The organism is uncultured Stenotrophomonas sp. (assembly GCF_913778665.1).
In the GTDB taxonomy this organism is placed as follows: Bacteria; Pseudomonadota; Gammaproteobacteria; order Xanthomonadales; family Xanthomonadaceae; genus Stenotrophomonas.
The window spans coordinates 146,320-172,625 of sequence record NZ_CAJYVQ010000006.1 but is presented as its reverse complement, the minus strand read 5'-3'; the positions used below and the strand labels follow the sequence as shown (position 1 = coordinate 172,625).

The window sequence follows — 26,306 nt, the reverse complement described above, 5'->3', positions numbered from 1 at the left end:
GGCGCCTTCGTTGCATCCGGCCGATAGTGGGGGAATGACCAGACACGTGGATGAGGCGCTGCTGCGCCTGATGATGGCGGGCGGCGCGCTGGCGCCGCGGCGGGCCCTGCTGCAGGGGGCCGAGGACGCCACGACGGCCATCGCCCTGGGCGTCGCAGGGTGGCGTGCACACGGCTGCACGCCGGAGCAGTGCGCGGCACTGGAGCGCCCCGACCCGAAGGCGTGGGCAAGTGCGCTGCGCTGGCTGCAGGACGACCACCATCACCTGCTGGCCTTCACCGACGCGGCCTTTCCTCCACCGCTGCTGGACGTGCCCAACCCACCGCTGGCGCTTTTCGTGGCCGGCGACCCCAGCCTGGCCTGGCGGCCCTCGGTGGCGCTGGTCGGCAGCCGCTCGCCGACGCCGGGCGGACGGGCGCTGGCGGCACGCTTTGCCGGCGGCTTCGTCGAGGCCGGCCTGGCGGTGACCAGTGGGCTCGCGGCCGGCATCGACGCGGCCGCCCACCAGGCCACCCTGGACGCGGGCGGCTGTACCGTGGCGGTCATTGGCACCGGCCCCGACCGGGTGTATCCGGACAGCCATGCCCGGCTGCAGGCGCAGGTCGTCGCCGAGGGCGCGCTGCTGAGCGAATACCTGCCGGGCACGCCGGCACGCCCTGGCCACTTCCCGGCGCGCAACCGGCTGGTGGCCGGGCTGGCGCTGGCCACGGTGGTCGTTGAGGCCGCGCAACGCTCCGGCGCCCTGATCACCGCTCGGCTGGCTGCCGAGGCCGGCCGCGAGGTCTGCGCCCTGCCCGGCTCGGTGCTCAACCCACGAGCCGCCGGCTGCCACCGGCTGATCCGCGAGGGTGCGGCGCTGGTCGAGCGCCCCGAGGACGTGCTCGAGCTGCTGGCCCCGGCCCTGCGCCACCAGCTGCCGACCTTGCAATCGCGGCTGGCCACCCCCACTGAACAGGCACCGCCGGCACTCCTGCCGGCACGCTGGGCCGACGACCCTGACTACCAGTGCTTGTGGCGGGCCCTGGACCACAACCCAAGCGGTATGGATTCACTGATCACGCATTGTGGATTGACGGCGTCACAGGTGTCCTCCATGCTGCTGGCCATGGAACTGGCGGGAATCGTGGTGTGCGTACACGGCCGCTACTGTCGAACTCCCTAGTTTCTTCACCTCCACAGCGTCGCGCGACGCAGGCCGAGGGGCAATGAAAGAGAGCATCCTGGACGTACTGCTGTACCTGTTTGAACACTATTTCAGCGAAGATGCGGACCTGATCCGTGACCGCGATTCGCTCCAGAACGGCCTGATCCAGGCCGGTTTCAGCCCAACCGAGATCAACAAGGCGTTCGACTGGCTCGACGCCCTGGCCGCGCAGCGGCCGAGCGTGGCCCAGGCGCGGGTCGACGGCCCCGTGCGCGTCTATCACGGCCCCGAACTGGACAAGCTGGACGTGGAATGCCGCGGTTTTCTGCTGTATCTGGAACAGCACGGCATCCTCGACGCCGACCAGCGCGAACTGGTGCTGGACCGGGCAATGGCCCTGGACCAGGACGAACTGGACCTGGACGACCTCAAATGGGTCGTGCTGATGGTGCTGTTCAACCAGCCCGGCTCCGAAGCAGCCTATGCCTGGATGGAGACGCAGATGTTCATGGACGAGCCAGAACCCCTGCACTGACCGTACACTTGGGGGCATAGCGCATTCAGGAGCGTCCCGTGAGTGAGTGGTTCCATGCAGAAGGCAACCGGCAGCAGGGTCCGCTGCCGGCGGAACAGTTGGTTGAATTGTTCCGCAACAACCAGATCTCCCTGGACACCCTGGTGTGGCGCGACGGCCTGCCACAATGGCAGCCGTTGCGCACGGTAGTGGACGAACTGGGCCTGATCGTGCCGGCACTGGACGTGCCGACCGCAGCGGCTGAGCCGGAACCCGAGCCAGCAGCGCCGCGGCCGCCGGTGCTGCCGCCCTCCACCCCCTACAGCACCGCAGCAGCGGCGACCACGCTGCCGCCGCCAAAGAAGAAACTGTCCGGCTGTGCGCTGACTGCCATCATCGGTGGCGGCCTGCTGCTGGTGCTGGTGCCGGTCATGGCCATCCTGGCCGCGATCGCCCTGCCGGCCTACAGCGACTACACCATGCGTGCCAAGGTTGCTGCCGCAGCCGATGCGCTGCACCCGCTACAGGACCAGGTGCAGCATTTCGCCGACGAGCAGGGCCGCTGCCCCGGCGCCAACGATGCCGGCTTCCCGGCCCCGGGCGACTTCACCCAGGCCGGCCTTTCGGCGGTGAACATCGGCCGCTTCAACAACGGCCACTGCGGCATCGAGGCGACGCTGGCGATGCCCGGCAAGAGCATCGACGGCGATCTGCTGTGGCTGGAATACGATCGTGACAGCGGTCGCTGGGAATGCAGCGGCGAAAGTGACGACAAGTACCTGCCGACCGCGTGCCGCGGCTGAGCCGCAGGCACGCCGAAACCTCCAAGGACGACCCAACAGGGAACATGCAATGACTGAGTGGTACTACGCAGAAGGACAGCAACGCCAGGGGCCGATGCCGGTCGAGGAGATCCGCCAGCGCTTCCAGCGCGGCCAGCTGAACCTCGACTCCCTGGTCTGGCGCGAAGGCATGGCGCAGTGGGCCGCCCTGCGCCAGGTGGTCGACGAGCTTGGCCTGCAGACCTTGGCCGATGCCACCACCGCCACCAGCAGTGGCGGTTTCGACCTGCGTGGCGACTATGCCGCCATCGACAATGGCACGGCGCCGCTGCCCGGCACCGGCGCCCTCAGCAGCTCGCCCTACAGCGCCCCGGCCGCAGCCGGTGCCGCCGGCCATGCGCAGCCGGTGGTGGGCGGTGAAGTGGTCTACGCGGGCTTCTGGAAGCGCGTAGCGGCCTACATGATCGACTACTTCGTGCTGGTCATCCCCGGCGCGATCATCGGCGGCATCATCGGCGTGGTGCTCGGCGCCAGCATGGGCGCGGCCGGCAGTGGCGAATCGGCTATCGAAGTAGTCGCGCAGGTGGCCAGCGCACTGATCAACTTCGGCATCGGCATGGCCTACTACACTTGGTTCCATGCCTCGCGCGGCGGCGCCACGCTGGGCAAGATGGCGGTTGGCATCAAGGTCGTGCGCAGCAACGGCGAGCGCCTGACCCTGGGCCGCGCGTTTGGACGCTACTGGGCCATGCTGCTGAGCAGCTTCACCCTCGGCATCGGCTTCCTGATGGCGGCCTTCACCGAGCGCAAGCAGGGCCTGCACGACATGATCTGCGACACCCTGGTGGTCGATCGCTGGGCCTACACCGACCAGCCGCACCTGCAGCGCCGCGAGCTGGGCACGGTCACCCTCCTCGTCCTGGTGCTGACCGCCCTACTGATGCTGGCAGGCCTGGTGCTGCTGGTCGCCGCGGTCGGCTTCATTGCCAAGATGGCCTCCTGAATGGCCATCCTCACGCCTGGCTGCTTGACACGGCCCGGCCGGGCGTGATTCCTCTAATAAGGTGAAACCTGAACGCCCGGCACATTACCGGGCGTTCAGTTTATGGATTTGCGCGTGGCCGCTTCACTAATGCGGCCGTTTGCTCCACCCTAGCGGCCCCTTCCCCACGGTTCGCCCCACAGACCCTGCTGCCATGCCCAAGCACCTGCTCATCGTCGAATCGCCGGCCAAGGCCAAGACGATCAACAAATACCTCGGCAAGGACTACACGGTCCTGGCCTCGTATGGGCATGTGCGTGACCTGATTCCGAAGGAAGGCGCGGTCGACCCGGACAACGGGTTCGCCATGCACTACGACGTCATCGACAAGAACGAGAAGCACGTCGATGCGATCGCCAAGGCTGCCAAGGGCGCCGACGACATCCTGCTGGCGACCGACCCGGACCGCGAGGGTGAGGCGATCAGCTGGCACATCGCCGAGATCCTGAAGGAACGCGGGCTGGTCAAGGACAAGCCGATGCAGCGCGTGGTGTTCACCGAGATCACCCCGCGCGCCATCAAGGAAGCGATCAGCCAGCCGCGCGCGATCGCCAGCGACCTGGTCGATGCCCAGCAGGCGCGCCGCGCGCTGGACTACCTGGTCGGCTTCAACCTGTCGCCGGTGCTGTGGCGCAAGGTCCAGCGCGGCCTGTCCGCCGGCCGCGTGCAAAGCCCGGCGCTGCGCATGATCGTCGAGCGCGAGGAAGAGATCGAAGCCTTCATCGCCCGCGAATACTGGTCGATCGCCGCCGAGTGCGCGCACCCGTCGCAGCACTTCAATGCCAAGCTGATCAAGCTGGACGGACAGAAGTTCGAGCAGTTCACCGTCACCGACGGTGATACCGCTGAAGCGGCACGCCTGCGCATCCAGCAGGCTGCGCAGGGCTCGCTGCACGTCACCGACGTGGCCAGCAAGGAGCGCAAGCGCCGCCCGGCGCCGCCGTTCACCACCTCCACGCTGCAGCAGGAAGCCTCGCGCAAGCTCGGCTTCACCACCCGCAAGACCATGCAGGTGGCGCAGAAGCTTTACGAAGGCGTGGCAATTGGCGACGAAGGCACCGTCGGCCTGATCTCGTACATGCGTACCGACTCGGTGAACCTGTCGCAGGATGCGCTGGCCGAAATCCGCGACGTGATCGCCCGTGACTACGGCATCGCCTCGCTGCCGGACCAGCCCAACACCTACCAGACCAAGTCGAAGAACGCCCAGGAAGCGCACGAAGCGGTGCGCCCGACCTCGGCCCTGCGCACGCCAGCCCAGGTCGCGCGCTTCCTCACCGACGACGAGCGCCGCCTGTACGAGCTGATCTGGAAGCGTGCGGTGGCGTGCCAGATGATTCCGGCCACGCTCAACACCGTCAGCGTCGACCTGTCGGCGGGCAGCGAACACGTGTTCCGCGCCAGCGGCACTACCGTGGTCGTGCCTGGCTTCCTGGCCGTGTACGAGGAAGGCAAGGACAACAAGAGCGCCGAGGACGAGGATGAAGGCCGCAAGCTGCCGGCGATGAAGCCCGGCGACCGCGTGCCGCTGGAACGCATCCTGGCCGAACAGCATTTCACCCAGCCGCCACCGCGCTACACCGAAGCGGCGCTGGTGAAGGCGCTGGAAGAGTACGGCATCGGCCGTCCCTCGACCTACGCCTCGATCATCCAGACCCTGCTGTTCCGCAAGTACGTGGAAATGGAAGGCCGCAGCTTCCGCCCGTCCGACGTCGGCCGCGCGGTCTCCAAGTTCCTGTCCAGCCACTTCACCCAGTACGTGGACTACGACTTCACCGCCAAGCTTGAGGACGAGCTCGACGCCGTCTCGCGTGGCGAGGAAGAGTGGATCCCGCTGATGTCGCGTTTCTGGGAACCGTTCAAGGAACTGGTCGAGGACAAGAAGGAATCGGTCGACCGCGCCGAGGCCAGTGGCGCGCGCGAGCTCGGCACCGACCCCAAGACCGGCAAGCCGGTGAGCGTGCGCCTGGGACGTTTCGGGCCGTACGCCGCCATCGGCAGCACCGCCGAGGACGCCGAGGAGAAGCCGAAGTTCGCTTCGCTGCGCCCCGGCCAGTCGATGCACACCATTTCGCTGGAAGACGCACTGGAACTGTTCCTGATGCCGCGCGCACTGGGCGAGGACAAGGGCGAGCCGGTCAGCGTCGGCATTGGCCGCTTCGGACCGTTCGCCAAGCGGGGCAGCACCTATGCCTCGCTGAAGAAGGAAGACGACCCGTACACCATCGACCTGGCGCGCGCTGTGTTCCTGATCGAAGAAAAGGAAGAGATCGCGCGTAACCGGATCATCAAGGAGTTCGACGGCAGCGACATCCAGGTGCTGAACGGCCGCTTCGGCCCGTACATCAGCGACGGCAAGATGAACGGCAAGATCCCCAAGGATCGCGAGCCGGCATCGCTGACCCTGACCGAAGTGCAGCAGCTGATGGAAGAAACCGGCAAGCCGGTGCGCAAGGGCTTCGGTGCCAAGAAGGCGGCTGCGAAGAAGGCGCCGGCCAAGAAGGCCGCGGTGAAGAAGGAGGCCGCACCGAAGAAGGCCGCCGCAAAGAAAGCGCCTGCCAAGAAGGCCCCGGCCAAGAAAGCAGTAAAGAAGGCGGCCGCAAAGAAGGCCCCAGCGAAGAAGGCGGTCAAGAAGGCCGCGAAGTAGATTCACGCCATGCGTGGATGAAGGGTGTGCGGACCCACGGTCCGCACCCTCCATAAGCAGTCATTACCTACCGCTGAGGCCGGCCAGCGGCCGGCACTACCCAAGGTGCCTGGGTCCACCCCTTCTGCACGCAGCAGGGGGATAATGAAGTCCCACGTCGGGCCGGTCGCCGCCATGAAAGAACTCACCCTGGACTCTGCTGTCGCCACGCTCCGCGCCGGCGGCGTGATCGCCTATCCGACCGAAGCGGTCTGGGGCCTGGGCTGCGATCCGTCGCATGAAGCCGCGGTGCACATGGTGTTGCGGCTGAAGCAGCGCCCGATCGAGAAGGGCATGATCCTGGTCGCCGCCGAACTGTCGCAGCTGGAGGGCTGGGTGCGCCTGCAGGCGCTGCCCGACGCCCGCCAGCGTGCGGTTCTGGCCAGCTGGCCGGGCGCCAACACCTGGATCCTGCCGGCCGGTCCGCGCGCCCAACCGTGGGTCACCGGTGAACACAGCGGCATCGCCGTACGCATCAGCGCCCACCCACTGGTCGCCGCCCTGTGCCGCGCCTGGGGCGGGCCGCTGATCTCCACCAGCGCCAACCTGGCCGGTGAACCGCCGGCACGCAGTCGCGCCGAGCTGGATCCGCGCCTGCTGCGCCTGCTCGATGGCCTGCTCGATGGCGAGACCGGTGGCCTGGCCCAACCGACCCCGATCCGCGACGCGCTCAGCGGCAACGTGCTGCGCTCCTGAGCGGACGATTGCACTGCCACGCACAATCACGCACCCTGCCGCCATGAACCTGCTGCGCACCGCCATGGGCCTGTGCCTGCTGCTGCCATGGACCGCACCGGCCGCAGAGGACGTGCGCGTCTATCGCTGCGTCGCCAGCAATGGCGCCGTGGCCCTGCAGGACAGGCCCTGCAGCAGCGGGCGGCAGGAAGTGCGCGACCTGCAGCGCCCGCGCGACCCGGCGCCACGGGTGGTGCGCAGCGATGCGACGCCCGCGCCTCCCGACGAGGTTCCGGTGGTGCGCGATCGCGAAGTCCGCCACGTCTACATCCAGCCGCCACAGCCGTTGTACGAATGCGTGAGCGACGACGGTCGCCGCTATACCAGCGACAACAACGACGGCAATCCGCGCTGGGTACCGTTGTGGACCAGCGTCTGGCTTCCGCACGGGCACCACGGCCCGGTCCATCCCGGCCCACGCCCGGCCTTCGGCACGCCGGTCGGCACCCCCATCGGTGAAGGAACCGGCTACCGGCCGCCCGCGGTGGGTGTCGGTGTGCAGGTTCCGGCCGGCAGCGTGCTGGTCCGCGACAGCTGCCATGCGCTGCCGCCGCAGGAAGTCTGCGCGCGCCTGCGCGACCGCCGCTGGGAACTGGACCGCCGCTACAACAGTGCGCTGCAGAGCGAGCGTACTGCCATCAGCAACGAACAGCGTGGCATCGACGCACGCCTGTCGCGGGACTGCGACCGCTGAGCGCAGCACCTGCCGTGGCATGTACGCTGTGCGCATGAAGAACCTGATCTGGCTGGCCCTGGGCCTGTTCGCCGGCAATGCATTGGCCGACGACGGGGTGATCTACCGCTGTACTTCCAGCAGCAGCGATGTGCCTACCCTGCAACGCACGCCCTGCCCCACCGGCAGCAAGCAGCAGGTGGTGCGGATTCCGGCGTCCGCCAGTGCGCCGCCTGCATCAGTCACAGCAGCACCTCCGCCGCCGCCCGAACCGGCGACAGCGGGTACATCGCCCGCTTCGGTGCCCAGCCCCCGCCGCCCGGGCGAAGGACGCACGATCATGGAAGCCGGCATGGTCGAACGTGAAGGCGGCGATCTGATACTCGACAGCGCAACGCTGCCGCGCCACGCCGATGCCGCGCCAGACCGCAATGCGCCGCCGAAGCCGCCGCTGCCACCGATCTTCCAGTGCACCGACAGCCAGGGCGGGGGCTATCTGCACGAATACGAAGCTGCTCCCGGCCGCTGCGAACTGATGACCGTGCAGGGCCTGGGCGGCGCCACCCCGGTCAACGCCGCCGGCTGCGAAGTGGTGCGCGACCGCTGCGAGGAACTGCCGGAGGCGCAGCGCTGCAGCAGCTGGCAGCAACGCTTCCGCGACGCGCGCGGCCGTGAGCGGTTCGCCTCGCCGGAAAACCGCGACAACGCCCGTGGGGAACGCGAACGGCTGCAGGGCGTGCTGGAGGCCAGCAACTGCCCGGTACCGGGGTGACACCCACCGGTAGTGCCGGCCGCTGGCCGGCAACTGCAATCATCTGAAGATCCCGTGGTTGCCGGCCAGCGGCCGGCGCGACCACCGCATGATCAGAACCCGTAACGCAGGAAACCGCCATCCACTGCGATGCACTCGCCGGTGACATAGCTGGCGGCCGGCAGGCACAGGAAACCCACCGCTGCGGCGACTTCCTCCGGTTCGCCAATGCGGCGCATCGGCGTGCGGTTGATCACTTCCTCGTAGTAATCCGGGTCGGACAGCGGCCCGGACGTGCGCCGCGTGCGGATGTACCACGGCGCCACCGCATTGACCCGGATGCCATCCTCGGCCCACTCGACGGCCAGGTTGCGGGTCATCTGGTGCATCGCGGCCTTGGTCATGCCGTAGACCACGCCACTGCGCACGTGGGTCAGGCCGGACACGCTGCCGACGTTGACGATGGACGACGAGGCATGGCGAGCCAGCAGGGGATGCGCGTAGCGCGACAGCTCGAACGCCGAGAACAGGTTGGTCTCGAAGATCTTGCGCCATTCGTCCTCGGAATACTCCGTGGCCGCCTTGGTGACGTTGCCGCCGGCGTTGTTGACCAGGATGTGCAGGCCATCGCTGTGGTCTTCCACCCAGTCCAGGATCTGCCGGCGGTCCTCGTCGTCGGAGACATCGGCGGCCAGCGCGTGCACCTGCATCTGCGGATGCACGTCCAGCAGTTCGTCGCGCGCGGTCTCCAGCATGTCGATATCGCGGCCGACGATCATCAGGTCAGCGCCGAAGCCGGCCAGCTCATGCGCGATGGCCAGGCCGATGCCGGCGCTGGCGCCGGTAATCAGGGCCGTCTGGCCATCCAGGCGCCACCGTTGCTGGGTCATGTGTCCTCCGGGGCCGCGCCCGCTGTGTTTCGATGCGGCAAGGATACGCGCTCACGGCAGCCCATCGCCCGCAATGCGACACTGCGCGCACGCCCACCGCGGAGAGCCGCCATGCGCATCCTGATCCTGTCCTCGTCCCTGCTGGCCAGCGTGCTGCTGGTGGCCTGCCAGCGTCCGCCGACGCCGAACCCGGAAAAGCCACCGGTGCCCAAGGCGATGTCGCGTGCGATGCAGGAACCGCTGGACCGCGCCAAGGGCGCGCAGAAGGCCGTGGACGAAGCCGCCGCACGCGAGCGCAAGGCCGAGGCCGACACGACGCAGTGACGGGTGGCCTGTGGGGTCAGAGCTCTTTGCGACGCAAAGGGATCCGACCCCATGAACGAAAACGCCCGGCCAAAGCCGGGCGTATCCAGTAGATCCACGCCATGCGTGGATGCTTTCCGGTCAGAACCCGCAGAAGCAATACGCCAGCGCCTTCACCGGCGCGCCGTTGCCCTTCTCGCGGGCGGCGTTCTCGACGAAGCGCAGCTGCGTATCCACTTCCGGCATCGTGCGCGCCAGCATCATCCGCGCCATGCCCGAATCAGACAGCATCCAGGCGCCGGCACGGCTGCCGGCGAAACCGCTGACGAACTGCGCGAACGGCGTCGCCGCCTTCTCGATGTAGCGCACGCGATAGGCATCGGCCTTGCCCAGCTTGGCACGGCCGGCGGCATCGGCCACGGCGTCCTTCAGGCCACCGAAGGCATCGACCAGGCCACGTTCCTTGGCCTGCGCACCGCTCCACACACGGCCCCGGGCCACTTCATCGACCGCCTCGACCGGCTTCTTGCGGGCATCAGCGACGCGACCGGTGAAGTCGGCGTAGCCCTTGTTGATCACTGTCTGGATCACCTGGCCCACGGCCGGGTCCATCGGGCGGGTGACGTCGAAGGCACCGGCGAAACGGGTGGTGCCCACGCCGTCGGTATGCACGCCGATCTTGTCCAGCGCGCGGCTGAAGTTCGGCACCATGCCGAAGATGCCGATCGAACCGGTGATGGTCGACGGATCTGCATAGATGCGATCGGCGTTCATGCTGATCCAGTAGCCACCGGAAGCGGCCAGGTCACCCATCGACACCACCACCGGCTTGCCGGCGGCCTGCAGCGCGACCACTTCGCGGCGGATCTGCTCGGAGGCGAACACTTCACCGCCCGGCGAATCGACGCGAAGCACCACCGCCTTCACGTTTTCGTCGTCACGCGCGGCACGCAGCAGCGCCGAGGTCGACTCGCCGCCGATGCGGCCGGCCGGCAGATCGCCACCGCTGATCTCGCCTTCGGCCACCACCACCGCCACCTGCGGACGCGAGTCCACCGGGTTGCGGCGCGCGTCGAGCAGGGCCAGGTAACGACCGAAGTCGACGTTGCGGAAACCGCCGTCGGCGTCATCGTCGGCCACGCCGCGCTCGATCATCAGATCCTCGAATTCCTCGCGGGTCTTCAGCGCGGTCACCAGCTTCTGCTGCAGGGCAAACTTGGCCAGGTCGCCACCGGCGGCGGCGATGCCTTCCGGCAGCGTGTCGATGCCGGCGGCCAGTTGTGCCGGATCCAGGCGACGGGCCTTGGCGATGTCGGCCAGGTAGCGCTGCCACACGTCGTTCATCCAGAACAGGTCGGCTTCCTTGGAGGCCGGCGAGGCGGCGTCGAGCACGTACGGCTCGGCCGCGGACTTGTATTCGCCCACCTTGAACAGATGCACGTCGACGCCCAGCTTGTCCTGCAGGCCGCTACGGAAGTACTGGCGGTAGCGGCCCAGGCCCTCGAGCACCACCGACCCCATCGGGTCGAGGTAGACCTCGTCGGCCTGTGCGGCCAGCAGGTACTGCGACTGGCCCATGCTCTCGCTGTAGGCCACCAGCTGCTTGCCGGAGGCGCGCAGGTCCTGCAGCGCGGCGGCGACTTCACGCAGCGAGGCAAAGCCCGACGGCTGCAGCTTGTCCAGCTCCAGCACCACACGCTCGATCTTCTTGTCTTCCTTGGCCGACTCGATCACCCGCAGCAGGTCGCGCAGCTGGATCTCCTCGGCGCCGTTGTCGCCCACCGCCTTGGCCAGCGCGCGGCTGACCGGATCGGCGCTGAACTGCTCGACCAATCGGCCTTCCGGCGCGATCACCAGGGTGGTGCGGTCCTGCAGCGACTTGCTGGCACCGGCACCCATGCCGGCGGCGATGACGAACATCACCAGCAGCAGGAACAGCAGGCCGAAGAACACCAGGTTGAGGATCAACCGGCGGGTGAAGTTCATGACGTCCCACAGCCCGATGAAGAAACTGGCGACGGGATTGCGACGCGCCGGGGGCAGCGGGGGCACGGGTTGATTCATGGAGCGCTCCGGATGGCTTCTTGCCGTGGTACCAGCATAGCCGGTGCCGCGTGATGCGGCATCGGACACAAGTCAGGGGATCGCCCGCCATGGATCGGCATGGCGGGCGGAAGGGTCAGGACAGCATCGACTGGCCGATGCGCAGGCTGCTGCGGCGCAGGCGCCAGCCCATCAGGATGGCGGCGGCAGTCAGGCCGACGATCAGGCCGATCCACATGCCCTGCGGCCCCATGCCCAACCCCAGCCCGAGCCCGGCGCCGAGTGGCATGCCCAAGCCCCAGTACGCGAACATGGCGATGAACATCGGCACGCGGGTGTCCTTCAGGCCGCGCAGCGCACCGGCCGACAGCACCTGGATACCGTCCGGGAACTGGAAGGTAGCCGCGTACAGCAGCAGGGTCGAGGCCAGGCCGGCCACCGCCAAGTCATTGGTGTAGACACCGACGATGGCGTCGTGGCCGAACAGCAGCACCGCCGCCGACAGCGTCTGCGTGCCCATGATGATCGCGTAGCCGGCCCACGCCGCGCGGCGCACGCCGAAACCATCGCCGCGGCCGACCGCATGGCCGACGCGTACGGTGGTGGCCTCGGCCACGCCCATCGGGATCATGAAGCACAGCTGCGCGACGTTGATCGCGATCTGGTGCGCGGCCGCTTCATTGGCACCGAGGCGGCCGATCAGCAGCGCGGTGACAATGAACAGGCCGCCTTCCATCAGCACCGTGATGCCGATCGGCAGGCCGGTGCGCAGCAGCTCCCAGATCGCTTTCCAGCGCGGCCCCTCAAAATGTGAGAACAGCTGCAGGTGGGCGAAGCGCTTGGTGAACCACAGGTAGGTGGCGAAGGCGATGGCCTGCATCCACATCATCACCGCCGACGCGATGCCAAGGCCTTCGGCGCCCATTTCCGGGAAACCAAGCTTGCCGTTGGCCAGCACATAACCCATCGGGGCGAGCACCAGCAGGCCGCCGAAACCGAGCAGCATGGTCGGCAGCGTCCAGTGCATGCCCTCGCTGAGGTAGCGCATGCAGAAGTACAGGGTCAGCGCCGGGCCTCCCCAGCGCACCGCATGCAGGAACGCGGTGGCGCCCGGCACGATGTCCGGCGCGATGCCGAAGGCCGGCAGCAGCGGCGGCACCACCGTGAGGAAGGTGAACATGATCAGGCCCAGGCCCAGCGCCAACCACAGCGCCTGGCGGAACAGCGGGCCGATCTCGCGCTCGCGGCCGGCGCCATGCAGCTGCGACACCGAGGCGGTAAGCGAGATGAGCGTGCCGATCGGGATCAGCATCGGCAGCCACAGCAGCGCGGTACCGATGGTCACCGCGGCCAGGGTCGCCGTGGCGTGGTGGCCGGCGATCACATTGTCGACGAAAGAGATCAGACCGGTGGACACATGGCCCAGCACAAGCGGCAGGGCGAGCAGACCGGTCGCGCCGACTTCCTTGCTGAAGCGCGGCGTAGAGGTTGCAGTAGACATAAGGTGCTTGACGCGAACTACGGTTGCGCGCGAAGGGCACAGGCACCGGGTTGCGGCCGCTCATCTTACGCGTGCCGCGCGCGCATTCCCATGACATGGCGTGAATGCCAGGTCCCGGCAGGCGTCGCTGCTGAGGTGAAGGCGACCGATGTGTGGACCCGCTGGGTAGAGCCGAGTGCCAGTCGACTGCTCAGTTGGTCGACTGCGCTTGCCTCACGCCGCGAATGCCCCGCGATGCGCGCGGAAATCGACCAACTGTGGACGCCACCCCGTCGACGTAACGCGCCGCCGTTGCGCCGTCGGGTCTACTGGCCGGCCTGGCGCTTGAGCCAGGCGTCGCGCTCGGCGGCGGGTACTGCGAGGAACGCGCTGCGCACCGTGTCGCGTTCCTGCGGCGGCGTGCGTTGTGCCACCAAGGTAAGCTGGGCCAGCTGCGACGGGCTGAGCTGGCGCAGCACGGCCAGTGCCGCCTCTCGCTGTTCGGCCGGTACGAAGCCGAACAGGCCGTGCAGCTTGGGGAACTCCAGGCCCAGTTGCGGCCCAAGACGCCAGCCCTCGCGGAACGCCTGGTCCTGCGCCTGGAACTGCTCGCGCAGGCGCTGCTGCTGGGCGGGCGGCAGCGCGTGGAAGCGCGCGGCCGCCTGCCGGATGCGCTCGCGTTCGCCTTCCGGCAGTGCACGCCAGACCGCATAATCGGCCCGCCGCTGGCGCTGCTGCTGCGCATTGAGCTGGGCAAATGCCGAAGGCGCTGCAGTCGTTGCTGAGGGCACCGGTGCGCCAGTGTCCGCCGGAGTCGCCGACGAGCGCGGTGGCAGTGGCACGTTCAAGGTCTGCGGCGCGGCCGAGAGCGACAACGGCAGGACCAGCAGCAGGCTGGCGAATACGGTCTTATTCATCGGCGGCGGTGGTTTCCAGCGTGGCACTGGCCGGCTCCGGCCGGCTCGGCTTGGATTGCGATTCGTCCACCGGCAGCGGTCCGCCGGCGGCGGTCCACGCATACAGATCGGCGTCAGCTACCAGCGGGTAGTCGCGATCGGCCAGCATGGTGCTGTCGTCCGCCGACTGCGCCGAGCCGGCGTCCGGCGCGGCGTTGACCTTGCCAGGCGGCAACGCTTCAACCGTCACCGGACCGGCCTCGGCGACCACGCCTTCCGGCAGCGGTGCGTCGCTGCCGAACGAGCGGCCCTGCCAATGGCGCCAGCCGAGCGCGGCCGCCAGCAGCACCGCCACGGTCACCAGCAGGATCAGCGGACCGCGCCAGCGCGGCTTGGTATTGGCACGGCGGCGCCGGCCGGCCGCGCGTTCATCCTGCTGCGGCGCACGCCAGCTGGATGCGGGTGCCCCATGGTTGGCCGACGGAGCGGCCGGCTGCTGCAGCTGCTGCAGGCGCTTGACCGGCAGATCGCGGATGCGCGCCTGCACCTGTTCGGCAATCTGCCGCCAGGCCGATGCGTCGGGCTGGCCGTCGGCGTCACGCGGGCAGGCGTCGGCCAGCAGGTGCTGATAGCCGCTCTCGTCGCGATCGAGCACGCGCATGGCGATGCCCTCGTCCAGGCTGCCGCCTACCCGCAGCAGCAGAGCCAAGCGTGGCAGCGGTGCCATCGAGCCCAGCGCAGCCAGCGGCGGCAGCCACTGGCCGCCGACCGGCTCGCGCAGCGCCTGGCGCTGGCCCAGCAGGGTCCAGAAACGGGTCGGCCATTGCGCCATCGGCAGGTCGCTGGCGACCGCGGCGAATGCGCGCATCACGGCCACCAGGGTCTGCTCGGCACGAGCGGCGTCGCCGCACTGCAGCTCCGCCACTACCAGGGCGCGGCGTTCGACGCCACGCAGGAACGCCGACAGCGCGCCGGCCGCGGTCGAGGAAACAGGGGCGGGCACAGCCGTCATCGGTCACTCCAAAGGTCTGCCGGCATGATAGCGGCAGGCCATCGATGGCCGGCAGGACTTGCGCCCGCAAGCACTTCGTGCTGCAGGTTGTGCACAGCACCACGCGCGCCCCGGTCAAAACTGCGGCATGCGGCTGAATTCACTCTGTTTCAGCATTGCTTCACACTTAAATAATTGATTTTGTTGTCTTTTTAAGTATGGCGATTTTTTGACCAACCCGAGCGTGAGGCCGTCGCCATCGGCTTCCTGCGCACCCGCAGACCGGTAACGCACAACGTTATCCACAGAACATGTGGATAAGACTGAATCTCCAATGGACTCCGATATTTAGGTGACATTTATGATTCAAGCGGGGCCCGCGGACCGGCCTCGCCCCCTGCCATTCGCGCGCGCATGGCCCGTTACACTGGCCCGATGCTTGCCCCCATTCCGACCCTGCAGGTCGCCCTGCCCGTCCCGCTGCCGCGACTGTTCGACTACCTGTCGCCGGAGGGCGATGGCCCCACGGTCGCGGTCGGCTGTCGCCTGAAGGTGCCGTTTGGCAACCGTGAACTGGTCGGCGTGGTGGCCGGCCACGGCCAGACCGACGATGGCCAGGGCCTGCGCCAGGCACTGGCCTGGTGCGATCGGCAGCCGCTGCTGCAGGGCGAGCTCTGGCAGAGCCTGCAATGGCTGGCGCGCTATGTCCATGCGCCACTGGGCGAGGTGGTGAACACCGCCCTGCCCGGTCGGTTGCGCCACGGCGAGGCGCTGCCCGATACCCACCACTGGGGCTGGCAGCTGACCGCTGCAGGCCGCGCCCAGCGTGAAAAACTGCGTGCGGGCAGCCGCCCCCGGCAGCTGGCCGAGCTACTGGCCGACGCCATCGTCGATGAGGACGTGCTGGGCGAACGCATGGACGACTGGCGCACCGCCGCGCGCAGCCTGGCCAAGCGGGAACTGGCCGAGCGCGTGGCGCTGAGCGTGGCACCACAGCACGCGCAGCCGCTGCCCGGCCCCACGCTCAATCCGGACCAGGCCGAGGCCGTGGCCGCGATCAACGCCGCCGAAGGCTTCCAGTCGTTCCTGCTGGATGGCGTGACCGGCAGCGGCAAGACCGAGGTCTACCTGCAGGCGATCATCCATTGCCTCGCACAGGGCAGGCAGGCGCTGGTGCTGGTGCCGGAAATCGGCCTCACCCCGCAGACCCTGGCGCGCTTCCGTGGCCGGCTCGGCATCGCCGTGCATGCGCTGCATTCGGGCTTGAACGACAACGAGCGCGCGCGCGTCTGGGCTGCCGCCTCGCGCGGCGAAGCGCGGGTGATCGTCGGCACGCGTTCGGCCGTGTTCACGCCGCTGCCGCAGGCCGGCCTGCTGATCGTCGACGAGGAACACGACGGCAGCTACAAGCAGCAGGACGGCATCCGCTATCACGCCCGCGATTTCGCCCTGGTCCGCGCCAAGGCGCTGGGCGTTCCGGTGCTGCTGGGCAGCGCCACGCCCTCGCTGGAAACACTGCACAACGCCCATGCCGGGCGCTACACGCACCTGCGCCTGAAGCAGCGCGCTGGCGATGCGCGGCCACCGCGCGTGCGCATCCTCGACGTGCGCAAGCGGCCGCTGCATGACGGCCTGTCGGCTGATGTGCTGGCCGGCATCGGCGAGCACCTGCAGCGCGGCCAGCAGGTGCTGGTATTCAAGAACCGCCGTGGCTACGCGCCGGTGCTGTTGTGCCACGACTGCGGCTGGACCGCGCCGTGCAACCGCTGCGATGCACCGATGACCGTGCATGGCGGCGGCCGTCGCCTGCAGTGCCATCACTGCGGTGCGCGGCAGCCGGCACCGCTGGCGTGCCCGGCCTGCGGCAGCCTGGCGCTGCAACCGCAGGGCATCGGTACCGAACGCCTGGAAGAACATCTCACCGCCGCCTTCGCCGACTTCCCGGTAGTGCGCATCGATCGCGGTACCACCTCACGCCGCGATGCGCTGGAGCACCAACTGGCGACGCTGGGCGACCAGCCCGGCATCCTGGTCGGCACGCAGATCCTGGCCAAGGGCCACGACCTGCCCAAGCTGACCCTGGTGGTGGTGGTCGGCATCGACGAGGGCCTGTTCTCGGCCGACTTCCGCGCCAGCGAGAAACTGGCGCAGCAGCTGATCCAGGTGGCCGGCCGTGCAGGCCGTGCACGTGATCCCGGCGAGGTCTGGTTGCAGACCCACCATCCTGGGCATCCGCTGCTGGAAACCCTGGTCAGCGGTGGCTACCACCCGTTCGCGCAGGCCGAATTGAACCAGCGCCAGGCTGCCGGATTCCCACCCTTCGCACACCTGGCGCTGATGCGCGCCGAAGCGCAGCAGGTGGAGCATGCCAACGCGTTCCTGCTGGCTGCGCGGCAGCTGCTGGGCGAGCAGAACGTAGTGGAGGCGTATGGGCCGATGCCGGCGCCGATGCCGCGGCGCGCGGGTTACCAGCGCACGCAGCTGTTGCTGTCGGCGCAGCAGCGGCCGCCGCTGCATGGCGTGCTGGCGCAGCTGGTACCGCAGTTGTATGCACTGCCGGAAGCACGCAAGGTGCGCTGGTCGCTGGACGTGGATCCGACGGATCTGTATTGAGGGGTCAGAGCCCACCCGTCGGGCGGGATCCGACCCCGATGCCCTGGGGTCGGGTTCCTTTTCGCAGAAAATGGCTCTGATCCCGAATGCTTTCGCTTACGTCAGCGGCGACATCACGCCGCGCTGGTAGGCGGGGCGCTCGCGCAGGCGGGCGTACCAATCGGCCAGGTGCGGCAGCTCCGGGCGCTGGATCGGCAATTCGAACCACGCGTAGATCAGCGAGCCCAGCGGGATGTCGCCCATTGCGAATCTGTCGCCGGACAACCACGGCTGCTTGGCCAGGGTGGCGTCGGCCATGGCCAGGTAGTCACCGGCGCGGACGATCGCGGCATTGATCCGCGATTCGTCGCGGTCGGCCGGGGCGGTGCGCATGATGCCCCAGACCAGGTCGCTGTACAGCGGCGCCATCCGCGAGGTACTCCAGTCCATCCACTTCTCGGCCTGGGCGCGCTGCATCGGGTCTTCGGCGTACAGCGTACCCAGTGCGTATCGCGCGCTCAGGTAGCGCACGATGGCATTCGATTCCCACAGCGGCAGGCCATGGTCTTCGATCACCGGCACCAGGCTGTTGGGATTCATCGCCTGGTATTCCGGCGTCTGCGTGCCGCCGTGGCTGCCACCGACTTCGATGGATTCGTATGGCAGGCCGATCTCCTCGGCACACCACAGCACCTTGCGGACGTTGCTGGAATTGCGGCGGCCCCAGATCTTCAACATTGCGGATTTCCTTGCCTGCAGCGGTGCGCCACGATGGCGCGGAAACGCTACGATACGCCCATCCACAGGGAGAGACGACGTGACTGCATGGGATGCTTTGAACTACGTTCTGCTGGCAGCAGGGCTGGGGATGCTGGTGCTGGGCTACCGCCGCTCCAATCGCAATCTGCTGCTGTGTGCGGGCCTGTTGCTGCTGGCCTTCAACGGCGTTGAGGATTTCGCCGCCGGGTTCGCCGACGGCTATGCGAATTCGGAAGCACGGGTGATCTGACCCGTTTGGGTGATGTGCCGGCCAGCGGCCGGCACTACCGGTTTTTCTTCGGCAGCGCGCGCACGTAGGAGGATTTGCCGTCCTTCTTCAGTTCGAACAGGCCGATCGCCGCCAGCAGATCGCTGAGCTTGCCGTAGCCGTAGTTGCGCGGGTCGAACGAGGCCTGGTTGCCGATCTGGCTGCCGACCGGTCCCAGGTGCGACCAGCCATCCTCCCCCTCGGCCGCGGACACCGCGCGACGCAGCATCTTCACCAGCCGCGTGTCGCTGCGCATTTCCGCACCACTCTTGCGCGGCCGCGCATCGTCGTTGGCCACCGGCTCGTTGGAGGCCTGTTCGCTCGATGCCTGCTCGACATCCGGCACGCTGGCGTGGGTCTGGCCCAGCGCTTCCAGGTAGGTGAATTTCGAGCACGCGTTGACGAATGGTTCCGGCGTCTTCTTCTCGCCGAAGCCATACACCTTCACGCCATCGGTCAGCAGGCGCATCACCATCGGGGTGAAGTCGGCATCACTGGAGACGATGGCGAAACCGTCGAGGTTGCGCGCGTAGAGCAGGTCCATGGCATCGATCACCATCGCCATGTCCGAGGCGTTCTTGCCCTTGCTGTAGGCGAACTGCTGGATCGGCCGGATCGCGTATTCGTGCAGCACGGCTTCCCAGCCCTTCAATCGCGGGCTCTTCCAGTTGCCATAGGCGCGGCGCACGTTGGCCACGCCGTAGCGGGCCACTTCGGCCAGCACCTCGTCGATCTTCGAGGCCGGCGCGTTGTCGGCGTCGATCAACAGGGCGATGCGCTTTTCCGGTTCGCTCATGGGCTCCTCAAGGGCGGTTGCCTGAACCCGAGTATCGCCGATTCACGCGGGCGCTGACGTGACAGGCGGTCACCGTGCGAAGATGCCAGGCGCTTCCCCCAATGCCCCCACTGGAGTGAGTCGATGAGTCGTGAGCGCGTTCCGCATCTGGTCGTTGTCGGCGGCGGTTTTGCCGGTCTCTGGGCCACCCGTGCCTTGGCCCGGGAACGCATACGCATCACCCTGGTCGACCGCCGCAACCATCATCTGTTCCAGCCGCTGCTGTACCAGGTGGCCACCGCCGGCCTGTCCGCGCCGGATATCGCCGCACCGCTGCGCCACATCCTCGGCCACCAGCGCAATGTGGAAGTCCGTCTGGGCGAAGTGGTGGCCATCGACAAGCAGGCCCGGCAGATACGCATGGCCGACGGCAGCACGCTGGACTACGACAGCCTGCTGCTGGCCACCGGCGCCACCCACGCCTACTTCGGCAACGACCAGTGGGCCGATGACGCGCCCGGCCTGAAGACACTGGACGATGCCATCGCGCTGCGCCGCAAGCTGCTGCTGGCCTTCGAACGCGCCGAGGCCGAACCGGACCCGGCAAAGAAAGCGGCGTGGCTGAGTTTCGCCATCGTCGGCGGCGGCCCTACCGGCGTCGAACTGGCCGGCACCCTGGCCGAGATCGCGCGTCATACGCTGCGCAATGAATTCCGCCACATCGACCCGGCCAGTGCCAAGGTGCGGCTGGTGGAGGCCGGGCCGCGCGTACTGTCCTCGTTCCCGGAAGTGCTTTCGCTGAAGGCGCGCCGACAGCTGGAAAAGCTTGGCGTGGAAGTGCTGACCGGCACCCCGGTGAGCGACATCGACAGCCAGGGCTTCACGCTCGGCGATCAGTTCGTGCCGGCGCGCACCGTGGTGTGGGCCGCCGGCGTGGCTGCTTCACCGCTGGCGCGCACGCTGGAGGTGCCGCTGGACCGCGCCGGACGCGTGCAGGTGCAACCGGACCTGACCCTGCCCGGTCACCCGGAGCTGTTCGTGGCCGGCGACCTGGCCGCACTGAGCCAGGCCAATGGCAAGCCGGTGCCCGGTGTGGCGCCCGCGGCCAAGCAGATGGGCAAGTACGTGGCCGAGGTGATCCGCGCTCGCCTGCACGGCACGCCCGAACCCGGTCCGTTCAAGTACGCCGACTACGGCAACCTCGCCACGATCGGCCGCATGGCCGCGATCGTGCACCTGGGCCGCCTGCAGCTGTCCGGTGTGCTGGCGTGGTGGTTCTGGCTGGCCGCGCACGTGTTCTTCCTGATCGGCTTCCGCAACCGCATCGTGGTGCTGCTGAACTGGGCGGTGGCGTACTGGAGCTACCAGCGCAGCGCACGCATCATCTTCGGTGATGACCGCGACGACCGGCGGCCGAAGCGGTAGGGCTGCACGCAACGGGGTCGGATCCCTTTCCGCAGGAAAGGGCTCTGACCCCTTGTTGCAGTAGATCCACGCCATGCGTGGCTCTACCTCCTCATCGGGCCGCCCGGCACCCGCCGTTTCGACCATGCCCGGCAGAAATCCTCTTTTCTCGCGGTGTCGGCAATCTGCGCGGTACTCCAATGCGGGTGATCCAGATCGTCAATGCGGTGCTGCTGAGATGCCAGCGCAGCATGTCTTGCTGCGGTTGCCGCCACAGGTGGCGTCGGGCAATCCAGAAGGCCTCCCGCTCCACTTCAGGCACCTTCTTCTTCATCACGTCCTTGTCGAAGAACCGGGCGATGAAACGCCACGGGTCCACCGGCTGGTATCCCGTTCGTGGTTCACTGGTGCACGCAGCCAAACCACTCGGCACACGGTCTGCCGGCTGCGGCCGGCCTTCGACCAGCGTCAGCCCGAGCAGGTACAGAAGGCCAGGCAGCAGCGCGATGCCGGCGATTAGCACGACGACGGAGATCCATGCTTTGCCGGCGGCACGCATCGCTCACTGTGCCTTCGGCTTCGGGTACCACAGCGACGACAACGACCGACGGTCTTGCTGAAAAGCAAAGGTGGACATCCGGGTCTCCAGCGCTTGGCGCGGGGCGATCATCGCACGGCCCGGCAGCCCATCCACGCATGGCGTGGATCTACAGAACCCGGAGCCGAGCGTGGGCTCGGCTCTACAGAAGCGCGGGATCCGGCGCCTGCAGCCAAGCCAGCTTGCGTTCGCGCGGCTGCTGCTTGAGCTGCCATTCGGCGCGCGACGCGGCGGCGCGGTCCGGGTATTCGCGCACGGCCAGGATGCGCAGCGGCGGGCGGGCGCGAGTGTAGCGGGCGCCCTTGCCGGCCTGGTGGGCGGCGAAACGCGCGTCCACGTCGGTGCTGATACCCGCGTAGTAGCTGCCATCGCGGCACTCGAGCAGGTACAGGAACCACGGGCGAAGGGACGGGGCCATGTCTGGATTATGCCGTGCTGCACTGCAGCGGATATACTGGAGCCCGAATGCAGGAGAGAGGCGCCGCGCTGGCGCCCGCCGAAGGCGCAGGCTCCCATGATCGCTCAGGCCGGTGGGCTGGAATCCCACCAACCATGCATTCGACTCGCCGAGCTGGAGAGAGGTCACCGGGCACGCCCGGGACGATCCGCCGAAGGGGCACGCGGCCTACGCCGCTGAACTCTCAGGCAAAAGGACAGCGGGAGCGGCACCGGTCATCGTCATCCCGTCATTGCGCAGGCAGTGGCGGTGTAGGCGCATGGCCGGCCCCACCGCGCCCGGAGCCTGCCCCATGCTGCTGTCCATCATCTACCTGATCGCCATTTCCGCCGAAGCCATGACCGGCGCCCTGGCCGCCGGCCGCCGTCGCATGGACCTGTTCGGTGTGGTCATGATCGCCTGCGTCACCGCCCTCGGCGGCGGTTCGCTGCGCGACATCCTGCTCGGCCACTACCCGCTGGGCTGGGTGAAGCACCCCGAGTACCTGGGCTTCACCGTGTGCGCAGCGCTGATCGCCACCTGGGTGGCACGCTGGATGCACCATTTCCGCCGCACCTTCCTCGTGCTCGATGGCCTGGGCCTAATCGCCTTCACCCTGATCGGCTGCTCGATCGCGCGCGAGGCCGGCCATGCCCTCCCCATCGTGCTGATCGCCGGCATGCTGACCGGCGCGTTCGGCGGCGTGCTGCGCGACATCCTCTGCAACGAGGTGCCGCTGATCTTCCAGAAGGAGCTGTACGCGATCATCGCGCTGCTGACCGGCGCGGCGTATCTACTGCTGCTGCACTGGGGTGTGGCTGACGCCACTGCCATTCTGTGCTGCCTGGGCGGCGGCTTCGCGTTGCGCCTGCTGGCGATCCACTACCGCTGGGAAATGCCGAAGTTCGTGTATCACGACGAAGTGCATTGAACGATAGCGTGTTCGCCGGGCATGGCCCGGCGCTACCCTTCGCGCCCTGCACCACCCCGGCGATGTACCTGGCGCTGTCGCTCATGCGCAGCGCCAGGCGCATCGCCGGTGCAGATGGGCCGGTCTCCAACTCCGACCGGCCCTGATCGCGGCCGCACCCCCGCAGGCGCTGGCCGCCATCCACACTCGTGCCGCCGTCAGGCGGCTTTCATCAGGCCGCTTCGGACACCTTCACTTCGCGACGGGCGCGCACGGCCGCGGCCAGTCGCTCCAGCACCGTCACGGTGGTGTCCCAGTCGATGCAGCCATCGGTGATGCTCTGGCCGTAGACCAGCGGCTGGCCTTCCACCAGTTCCTGGCGGCCACCCACCAGATGGCTCTCGATCATCACACCCACGATGCGCTGTTCGCCGTCTTCCAACTGAACGGCGATGTCGTCGATCACCTTCGGCTGGTTCTCGGGGTTCTTCAGGCTGTTGGCGTGGCTGGCGTCGATCATCAGGCGCGTCGGCAACCTGGCCTTGGCCAGTGCCTGGCAGGCCTCGGCCACACTGCCCGCGTCGTAGTTCGGCTGCTTGCCGCCACGCAGGATCACATGGCAATCCGGGTTGCCGGTGGTCGAAACGATGGCGGTGCCGCCCTGCTTGGTCACCGACAGGAAATGATGCGGATTCGAAGCGGCACCCACCGCGTCGGCGGCGATCTTCACGTTGCCGTCGGTGCCATTCTTGAAGCCGACCGGGCACGACAGCCCCGAAGCCAGTTCGCGATGCACCTGGCTTTCAGTGGTGCGCGCACCGATGGCACCCCATGCCACCAGATCGGCGATGTACTGCGGCGAGATCACATCAAGGAACTCGACACCGGCGGGCAGGCCGAGCTTGTTGATGTCGCGCAGCAGGCCACGTGCGATGCGCAGGCCCTTGTCGATCCTGAAGCTGCCATCCAGGTCCGGGTCGTTGATCAGGCCCTTCCAGCCCACCGTGGTGCGCGGCTTCTCGAAGTACACGCGCATGACGATTTCCAGTTCGCCGGCCAGCGCATCGCGCAGCGGCTTCAGGCGCTGTGCGTACTCGATGGCGGCGTTCGGGTCGTGGATCGAGCACGGGCCCACCACCACGGCCAGGCGGTCGTCACGGCCATGCAGGATCTGGTGCAGGGCCGCGCGCGAGGCGCTGACGGTGTCGGAGGCTTCATCGTCACACGGCAGCATCGCCAGCAGCTGGGCAGGCGGTGTCAGGGGTTCGATGGTGCGGATACGCAGGTCGTCGGTGTGCGGGGGCATTGCGGGGATATCTCCGGAACGTTGGGGGTCCCCAGCGTGGCGACATGAAAAAAGCCGCCAGGTTCGCTGGCGGCTTTCGGGAATGCGTCTGAAGCTTTCTTCAGGGTGAGCGCAGTCCTTCCTCCGCCAGTGGCTTCGGAAAGTAATACCAGTAAAAGCTGGTGGGGGCTGCGTTCATGGGATGTATTGATAGCACAGCTTTTGCGCAGTGCAAAATGTTTCATCCGCAACTGGGCATGCGGTACAGCGTGGGACCCGCCCGGCCCATCCCTGCGGCAGCTGGTACGCGAAGTCGCTCATTTGCCATGCACTTCCACGTCCAGCAGCAGGCCTTCATGGATGTCGGCCCAACGCTCCAGCACGCGGCCCAGTTCCTGCCGCGCTTCCTCCAGCTGTTCCGGGTTGAGCAGGGACCGGGCGGTGTAGAGATCGGACACCAGCCGCCGCAGGACGGGCTCAGGGATGGCCACCGACGGCCCTTCTACCTCCGGCAGCTGCAGTGCCGGGGTGTCACCAAGCGGGCCGTACAGCGTTACCTGGAGCGTGCTCTGCATGATCGACTTCCGTGCGGATGACAGGGGCAATGCACTGTTTACCCTGTCCGGGTGGCAGGCGCATGTGCCCCCCATGCCGAGGACCGGCATCCACCGGCATCTGCCATCCTGCTACAAGGCGGCCAGGTCGGCCAAGTGCTGGGCCATGCTGTCCATCGCGCCTGTCGCATGGGTGGTGGTGAAGTACTCATGCCAGCCGGTAGCGGCAATGCCAGCCACCAGCGCATCGATCTCCTCGCGGCTCGCGCAGCGCCAGACCGCATAGAACTGCGCATCGCTGCTGTGCGGCACGCCCGCGGCAATGCGGCCCATCGCCAGCGATGTGATGCGGGCTGGATCGAACTGCTGCATGCCGGCTCCGATGCGGGCGAAGAAAGCGCTCCGCTGCTCGGGCGGGAGTGTGGTCCAGGCCGGCGTGGCGGTATAGAGCTCGATGAAGGGGTGCGACATGGTGGTTCTTCCTTGAGGCTTACGAAGTTGGGGCGGAGGCGGCCCGCAACCGGCACTACCGCAGCGAGCGCAGTGCGCGTTGGCGGATGTAGGCGTTGGCGCCGCTGTGGCGCTCGTGCTGCCAACGCGTGCACAGCTCACGCAGCCACTGCGGCTGCGTCTTGCCGGCATCATTGAGCCAGTTGCCGACCGAATCCTGCACATAGCGTTCCGGGTCGTCAGCCAGTGCTTCCAGCAGCGCGGATGCATGCTCCGGGTGCTGCTTGAAGAGTGCGATATGCATGGCCCAGACACCGCGTGGACGCAGCGCTTCGCAGGCGAAGCGTCGCAGGTACGGCGATACTTCCTGTGTCCACGATTGCAGGTACTCAAGCGCCTGCATCGGCGCGGCAACGATGTTCATGCGTAGCGCCAGCCACGCCCATTCGCGCACACCGAAGTGTGGATCATCGGCCAGCGCGCGCATCTGCTGCAGCTTCTCTGCCAACGTCGCGCGGGCATCGCTGCCGATCAGATAGCAAGCCCAGCCGCGCACGGTGTCGGACGCATGGTCCTGCCATTGCACGGGATCACCCTGCCCCGCCTCACGCAGCAGTTGCGCAGCCAAGGCCATGCGCAGTGTGATGCCCTTGCCTGAGGCATCCCGCATGCGTTGCAGCGCTTCCGGTGCAAGCGCAGGCGCCACCACCTGCAGCAGCGCGGCGAAATCCACTGCCAGGCATTCGGCCAGATGGGTGCTGGGGGCATGGCCGGTGTTGAGTGCATGCAGCCGTTGCGCCGCGATCGCCGGGCTCATGCTGCAGGTTCTCGTCCAGCATCGGTGTGCTGCCAGACCTTGTGCAGCAACTGCGACAGCTGTTGCTGTTCATCCGTATCCAACCCATTGAACAGGCCACCGATCCATTGCGTGTGCTGCTCGAACAACGTCCCAGCCAAGCGCTTTCCCTGCGCAGTCAACATGATCTGGAGGCGACGGCCATCTTCCGCATCACTGCGCCGCTGCAGCAGGCCTTCGCGTTGCAGCCCATCGAGCAGGCCGCTGATGGTGGCGCGGGTCACGCCGGCGCGCTCGGCCAGTTCGTGCGGGGGCAACGTGCCGCCGGCGCCATGCAGCAGGAACAGCACGATGAAGCGAGCTTCACTGAGCCCGTGCGGTGCGAGACGGGTGGCGCAGTCGCGGTCGATGGCGGTGGACAGGGAAAGCAGCTGGAAGCACAGTCGCAGCTGCGCGATGTTGGCTTGCCCGCGTCGCTGCGCCTCATCCATCAGGGCATGGTGCTTGGGTTCGAGCATCCTGTTAAAGTCATATGATTAGGCGCCTAAT

26 protein-coding genes, 1 pseudogene and 2 riboswitches are annotated in these 26,306 nt (G+C 67.7%); of the genes and pseudogenes, 13 read left to right on the top strand and 14 right to left on the bottom strand.

Annotated elements, in window-relative coordinates; genetic code table 11:
- Nucleotides 1-34: 34 nt before the first annotated feature.
- From dprA to QZ853_RS08040, 8 genes are all read left to right on the top strand, one after another.
- Nucleotides 35-1,162, top strand: a complete 1,128-nt coding sequence (dprA, locus tag QZ853_RS08075; RefSeq protein WP_295571877.1) for a DNA-processing protein DprA — start codon at nt 35-37, stop codon at nt 1,160-1,162.
- Nucleotides 1,163-1,205: 43 nt separating this feature from the next.
- On the top strand, nt 1,206-1,679 hold the full coding sequence (locus tag QZ853_RS08070; RefSeq protein ID WP_005411195.1) for a DUF494 family protein: 474 nt from the start codon (nt 1,206-1,208) through the stop codon (nt 1,677-1,679).
- Between the two features lie 38 nt (nt 1,680-1,717).
- Nucleotides 1,718-2,461: a pilin gene (locus QZ853_RS08065; RefSeq protein ID WP_295571875.1), complete on the top strand. Its 744-nt coding sequence runs from the start codon at nt 1,718-1,720 to the stop codon at nt 2,459-2,461.
- 49 nt (nt 2,462-2,510) lie between these two features.
- Nucleotides 2,511-3,443 carry an RDD family protein gene (locus QZ853_RS08060; protein WP_295571874.1) on the top strand — a complete coding sequence of 311 codons (933 nt, stop codon included), beginning with the start codon at nt 2,511-2,513 and terminating at the stop codon, nt 3,441-3,443.
- 193 nt (nt 3,444-3,636) lie between these two features.
- The gene (locus tag QZ853_RS08055; protein WP_295571873.1) at nt 3,637-6,129 is read left to right on the top strand and encodes a DNA topoisomerase I; all 2,493 of its coding nucleotides are present in this window, start codon (nt 3,637-3,639) and stop codon (nt 6,127-6,129) included.
- A gap of 144 nt (nt 6,130-6,273) precedes the next feature.
- Nucleotides 6,274-6,864, top strand: coding sequence for a Sua5/YciO/YrdC/YwlC family protein (locus QZ853_RS08050; protein WP_295571872.1), 591 nt, complete (start codon nt 6,274-6,276; stop codon nt 6,862-6,864).
- Nucleotides 6,865-6,907: 43 nt separating this feature from the next.
- Nucleotides 6,908-7,597, top strand: coding sequence for a DUF4124 domain-containing protein (locus QZ853_RS08045; protein WP_295571870.1), 690 nt, complete (start codon nt 6,908-6,910; stop codon nt 7,595-7,597).
- Between the two features lie 34 nt (nt 7,598-7,631).
- A complete protein-coding gene (locus QZ853_RS08040) occupies nt 7,632-8,348 on the top strand; it encodes a hypothetical protein (protein ID WP_295571869.1) in 717 nt (238 codons plus the stop codon).
- 92 nt (nt 8,349-8,440) lie between these two features.
- Here QZ853_RS08040 and QZ853_RS08035 read toward each other — a convergent pair whose 3' ends face one another.
- Nucleotides 8,441-9,217 carry an SDR family oxidoreductase gene (locus QZ853_RS08035; RefSeq protein ID WP_295571868.1) on the bottom strand — a complete coding sequence of 259 codons (777 nt, stop codon included), beginning with the start codon at nt 9,215-9,217 and terminating at the stop codon, nt 8,441-8,443.
- Between the two features lie 111 nt (nt 9,218-9,328).
- Here QZ853_RS08035 and QZ853_RS08030 point away from each other — a divergent pair, with 111 nt between their 5' ends.
- Nucleotides 9,329-9,541, top strand: coding sequence for a hypothetical protein (locus QZ853_RS08030; RefSeq protein WP_295571867.1), 213 nt, complete (start codon nt 9,329-9,331; stop codon nt 9,539-9,541).
- Nucleotides 9,542-9,661: 120 nt separating this feature from the next.
- On the opposite strand, the gene sppA is transcribed toward QZ853_RS08030, so the two are convergent.
- The 4 genes from sppA to QZ853_RS08010 form a co-directional block, all read right to left on the bottom strand.
- On the bottom strand, nt 9,662-11,584 hold the full coding sequence (gene sppA / locus QZ853_RS08025; protein ID WP_295571866.1) for a signal peptide peptidase SppA: 1,923 nt from the start codon (nt 11,582-11,584) through the stop codon (nt 9,662-9,664).
- Between the two features lie 115 nt (nt 11,585-11,699).
- Nucleotides 11,700-13,064, bottom strand: coding sequence for an MATE family efflux transporter (locus QZ853_RS08020; RefSeq protein WP_295571865.1), 1,365 nt, complete (start codon nt 13,062-13,064; stop codon nt 11,700-11,702).
- Nucleotides 13,065-13,369: 305 nt separating this feature from the next.
- Nucleotides 13,370-13,960, bottom strand: coding sequence for a DUF3106 domain-containing protein (locus tag QZ853_RS08015; protein ID WP_295571864.1), 591 nt, complete (start codon nt 13,958-13,960; stop codon nt 13,370-13,372).
- Nucleotides 13,953-14,951, bottom strand: coding sequence for a hypothetical protein (locus QZ853_RS08010; protein WP_295571862.1), 999 nt, complete (start codon nt 14,949-14,951; stop codon nt 13,953-13,955). Before QZ853_RS08010 ends, QZ853_RS08015 begins: the two co-directional genes overlap by 8 nt.
- 414 nt (nt 14,952-15,365) lie before the next feature.
- Between QZ853_RS08010 and QZ853_RS08005 the strand changes: the two genes are divergently transcribed.
- Nucleotides 15,366-17,543 (top strand): primosomal protein N', encoded by a 2,178-nt coding sequence (locus tag QZ853_RS08005; protein WP_295571961.1) that lies wholly within the window; start codon nt 15,366-15,368, stop codon nt 17,541-17,543.
- A 96-nt stretch (nt 17,544-17,639) separates the two neighbouring features.
- On the opposite strand, the gene QZ853_RS08000 is transcribed toward QZ853_RS08005, so the two are convergent.
- Nucleotides 17,640-18,260, bottom strand: coding sequence for a glutathione S-transferase (locus QZ853_RS08000; RefSeq protein ID WP_295571860.1), 621 nt, complete (start codon nt 18,258-18,260; stop codon nt 17,640-17,642).
- Between the two features lie 79 nt (nt 18,261-18,339).
- Between QZ853_RS08000 and QZ853_RS07995 the strand changes: the two genes are divergently transcribed.
- Nucleotides 18,340-18,531, top strand: a complete 192-nt coding sequence (locus tag QZ853_RS07995) for a hypothetical protein (RefSeq protein WP_152906551.1) — start codon at nt 18,340-18,342, stop codon at nt 18,529-18,531.
- 34 nt (nt 18,532-18,565) lie between these two features.
- Here the strand turns inward: QZ853_RS07995 and QZ853_RS07990 are convergent, their stop codons facing one another.
- Nucleotides 18,566-19,345 (bottom strand): NYN domain-containing protein, encoded by a 780-nt coding sequence (locus QZ853_RS07990; RefSeq protein ID WP_295571858.1) that lies wholly within the window; start codon nt 19,343-19,345, stop codon nt 18,566-18,568.
- Between the two features lie 123 nt (nt 19,346-19,468).
- On the opposite strand from QZ853_RS07990, the gene QZ853_RS07985 reads away from it, so the two are divergent.
- The gene (locus QZ853_RS07985; RefSeq protein ID WP_295571856.1) at nt 19,469-20,749 is read left to right on the top strand and encodes an NAD(P)/FAD-dependent oxidoreductase; all 1,281 of its coding nucleotides are present in this window, start codon (nt 19,469-19,471) and stop codon (nt 20,747-20,749) included.
- 83 nt (nt 20,750-20,832) lie between these two features.
- Here QZ853_RS07985 and QZ853_RS07980 read toward each other — a convergent pair.
- Nucleotides 20,833-21,287, bottom strand: a pseudogene (locus QZ853_RS07980) (hypothetical protein).
- A gap of 181 nt (nt 21,288-21,468) precedes the next feature.
- The gene (locus QZ853_RS07975) at nt 21,469-21,744 is read right to left on the bottom strand and encodes a GIY-YIG nuclease family protein (protein ID WP_295571854.1); all 276 of its coding nucleotides are present in this window, start codon (nt 21,742-21,744) and stop codon (nt 21,469-21,471) included.
- Nucleotides 21,745-21,784: 40 nt separating this feature from the next.
- Nucleotides 21,785-21,874: riboswitch (glycine riboswitch) on the top strand.
- A gap of 13 nt (nt 21,875-21,887) precedes the next feature.
- Nucleotides 21,888-21,991: riboswitch (glycine riboswitch) on the top strand.
- An 84-nt stretch (nt 21,992-22,075) separates the two neighbouring features.
- Between QZ853_RS07975 and QZ853_RS07970 the strand changes: the two genes are divergently transcribed.
- Nucleotides 22,076-22,693, top strand: coding sequence for a trimeric intracellular cation channel family protein (locus QZ853_RS07970; protein ID WP_295571852.1), 618 nt, complete (start codon nt 22,076-22,078; stop codon nt 22,691-22,693).
- 211 nt (nt 22,694-22,904) lie between these two features.
- Here QZ853_RS07970 and QZ853_RS07965 read toward each other — a convergent pair whose 3' ends face one another.
- The 5 genes from QZ853_RS07965 to QZ853_RS07945 form a co-directional block, all read right to left on the bottom strand.
- Nucleotides 22,905-23,978, bottom strand: a complete 1,074-nt coding sequence (locus QZ853_RS07965; protein ID WP_295571850.1) for a 3-deoxy-7-phosphoheptulonate synthase — start codon at nt 23,976-23,978, stop codon at nt 22,905-22,907.
- 296 nt (nt 23,979-24,274) lie between these two features.
- Entirely contained in the window at nt 24,275-24,532 is a 258-nt protein-coding gene (locus QZ853_RS07960) for a hypothetical protein (RefSeq protein ID WP_295571849.1), read from the bottom strand.
- A 111-nt stretch (nt 24,533-24,643) separates the two neighbouring features.
- Nucleotides 24,644-24,982 carry a DUF6616 family protein gene (locus QZ853_RS07955; protein WP_295571847.1) on the bottom strand — a complete coding sequence of 113 codons (339 nt, stop codon included), beginning with the start codon at nt 24,980-24,982 and terminating at the stop codon, nt 24,644-24,646.
- 55 nt (nt 24,983-25,037) lie between these two features.
- The gene (locus QZ853_RS07950; RefSeq protein WP_295571845.1) at nt 25,038-25,778 is read right to left on the bottom strand and encodes a DNA alkylation repair protein; all 741 of its coding nucleotides are present in this window, start codon (nt 25,776-25,778) and stop codon (nt 25,038-25,040) included.
- Nucleotides 25,775-26,275, bottom strand: coding sequence for a MarR family transcriptional regulator (locus QZ853_RS07945; RefSeq protein ID WP_295571843.1), 501 nt, complete (start codon nt 26,273-26,275; stop codon nt 25,775-25,777). The genes QZ853_RS07950 and QZ853_RS07945 overlap by 4 nt, the downstream gene beginning before the upstream one ends.
- Between the last annotated feature and the right edge of the window lie 31 nt (nt 26,276-26,306).